The sequence below is a fragment of the Donghicola eburneus genome (assembly GCF_900115865.1).
GTDB lineage: Bacteria > Pseudomonadota > Alphaproteobacteria > Rhodobacterales > Rhodobacteraceae > Donghicola > Donghicola eburneus.
The window spans coordinates 1-2,390 of the sequence record NZ_FOXY01000048.1 but is presented as its reverse complement, the minus strand read 5'-3'; the positions used below and the strand labels follow the sequence as shown (position 1 = coordinate 2,390).

Genomic DNA, 2,390 nt, shown 5'->3' with positions numbered 1-2,390 from the left:
GTACGCCTTCGGCGAGGGCCGTCTTAGCGCATTGAGGAATTAGGCTTAAGGCATGGCTTATGTCATGTTTAAGCAACTTCCCCACCGTCGAGGTTTTATCACCGGAGGACACGCCGCGGCGGCGGCATTGGTCTGATGAAGACAAGCTCCGGATTGTCGAAGAGAGCTTTGAAGGGGTCCGGCAGGGATCGGCCACCGCGCGCCGCTACGGGGTGTCGCGATCACTGCTCAGCCTGTGGCGGCGGGCGTATCGCGAAGGGACGTTGTGTGAGGGCGCTGACCAAGACACATTCGTTCAGTTGGTTCCGGAACGCCCCATCCCTGTTCAGCCCGAGACAGATCAGGACCGCAGCGATGGGACGATCGAGATAGTTCTGGCCAATGGGCGGCGGCTGACGGCTCCTGCAAGCATTGCGCCGGCGACACTTGCGGGGCTGCTTTGCGTGGTGGACCCGCAATGATCGCGTTTCCGGCAGGCGTCACGGTCTGGATCGCAGGAGGGGTCACGGACATGCGGTGCGGCATGAACACGCTGTCGCTGAAGATCCAGCAAGGTCTTGGGCGCGATCCCCATGGTGGAGAGATCTTCTGCTTTCGGGGTCGCAAAGGCGATCTGATCAAGGTTCTCTGGCATGATGGCGTTGGTATGTCGCTCTATCTCAAGCGGCTGGAGGCAGGTAAATTTATCTGGCCTGTCAGCCAGTCCGGCACCGCTGTGCCGGTCTCTGCGGCGCAACTGGGATATCTCCTTGAAGGGATCGACTGGCGCAATCCGCGTTGGACGCAACGCCCTACAAAAGCTGGGTAATGTGCTGCAAAGCGCCCGTTTTTGTTGGGGATCCGTGGCGCCTGTGGTATGGATTTGCCATGTCAGATCCCGCTTCAGAAATCGCTGAATTGCGCGCCGCGCTTGCCGCGCAAACTGCCCGTGCGCAGGCCGCCGAACGCGATCTGGCGCAAGCGCGTGCCCTGGCATCCTGCACGGAAGCGATGATCCAGGAATTGAAGCTGGAGATAGCCAAGCTGCGGCGCGACAAATACGGCATCTCTTCTGAGCGCCGCGCGCGGCTGATCGATCAGCTGGAATTGCAGCTCGAGGAATTGGAAGCTGCCGCCACCGAGGATGCGCTGGCCGCTGAAGACACCGCGCAGGGTGACCAGACGAACACCGTGCGGGCCTTTGCCCGAAGAAAGCCCGTGCGCAAACCCTTTCCCGAGCATCTTCCGCGGGAACGTGTCGTGGTCGAGGCTCCGACAGCCTGCACCTGCTGTGGCTCGGATCGTATTGTGAAGATGGGCGAGGACATCACCGAGACACTGGAGGTGATCCCCCGCCAGTGGAAAGTCATCCAGACGGTGCGCGAGAAGTTCACGTGCCGGACCTGCGAGAAGATCAGCCAGTCGCCCGCGCCTTTCCATGCCATTCCGCGCGGTTGGGCGGGGCCACAGTTGATCGCCATGGTGGCCTTTGACAAATTCGGGCAACATCAACCATTGAACCGGCAGGTCGAGCGCATCGCACGAGAGGGGATCGACCTCAGCCTGTCTACTCTAGCGGATCTGATCGGTCATGCGTGTGTGGCGCTGGCCCCGATCCATGCATTGATCGAGCGCCATGTGCTGGAAGCAAGCCGCTTGCACGGTGACGATACGACTGTGCCACTTCTGGCGCGGGGCGGGGCCAAAACGGCACGCCTTTGGACCTATGTGCGCGATGACCGGCCATGGGGTGGCAGCGCGCCCCCGGCCGCCCTGTTCAAGTTCTCGCGGGATCGCCAGATGATCCACCCGAGCACGCATCTCGCTGGCTGGCAGGGTATTTTGCAAGCCGATGCGTACAGCGGCTATAACGCCCTGTATTTGGCGGACCGCAGCCCGGGGCCTGTGCGCAGCGCTCTGTGTTGGAGCCACGCCCGCCGCAAGTTTTTTGAACTGGCCGATATCGCGGGCAATGTGCGCAAGAACAAGCGCGCACACGACATCTCACCCGTCGCTCTGGAAGCTGTGAAGCGGATCGACGCGATCTTCGATATCGAGCGCGAGATCAATGGCATCGACGCAAACGCCCGCCTTGCCATTCGCCAGGAGCGATCTCGGCCCCTGGTCGAGGATCTAAACGTCTGGTTACGCGATGAGCGCGCGCAAATGTCGAAGCATAACAGCGTCGCAAAGGCTATCGACTATCTGATGCCGCCCAAGGGCGAGAGATGGGAGGCCTTTACCGCTTTCCTTGCTGATGGGCGCATCTGCCTGACCAACAACGCCGCAGAGCGCGCCCTGCGCGGTATCGCATTGGGCAGAAAGTCATGGCTCTTTGCTGGATCCGAGCGCGGCGGAGACAGGGCGGCCTTCATGTACACTCTCATCGTCTCGGCAAAGATGAACGACAT

The 2,390-nt window shown here is 61.3% G+C and carries 3 protein-coding genes; all 3 read left to right on the top strand.

Translation table 11 applies throughout. The annotated features are described in order from the left end of the window. The first annotated feature begins 59 nt into the window (after nucleotides 1-59). Nucleotides 60-461: an IS66-like element accessory protein TnpA gene (gene tnpA, locus BM225_RS21450; protein ID WP_092465538.1), complete on the top strand. Its 402-nt coding sequence runs from the start codon at nucleotides 60-62 to the stop codon at nucleotides 459-461. Continuing rightward, entirely contained in the window at nucleotides 458-808 is a 351-nt protein-coding gene (tnpB, locus tag BM225_RS21445; protein WP_092465537.1) for an IS66 family insertion sequence element accessory protein TnpB, read from the top strand. Before tnpA ends, tnpB begins: the two co-directional genes overlap by 4 nt. A 59-nt stretch (nucleotides 809-867) precedes the next feature. Next, nucleotides 868-2,390 (top strand): IS66 family transposase (tnpC, locus tag BM225_RS21440; RefSeq protein ID WP_092465539.1); only part of this gene is annotated, 1,523 nt, incomplete at its 3' end.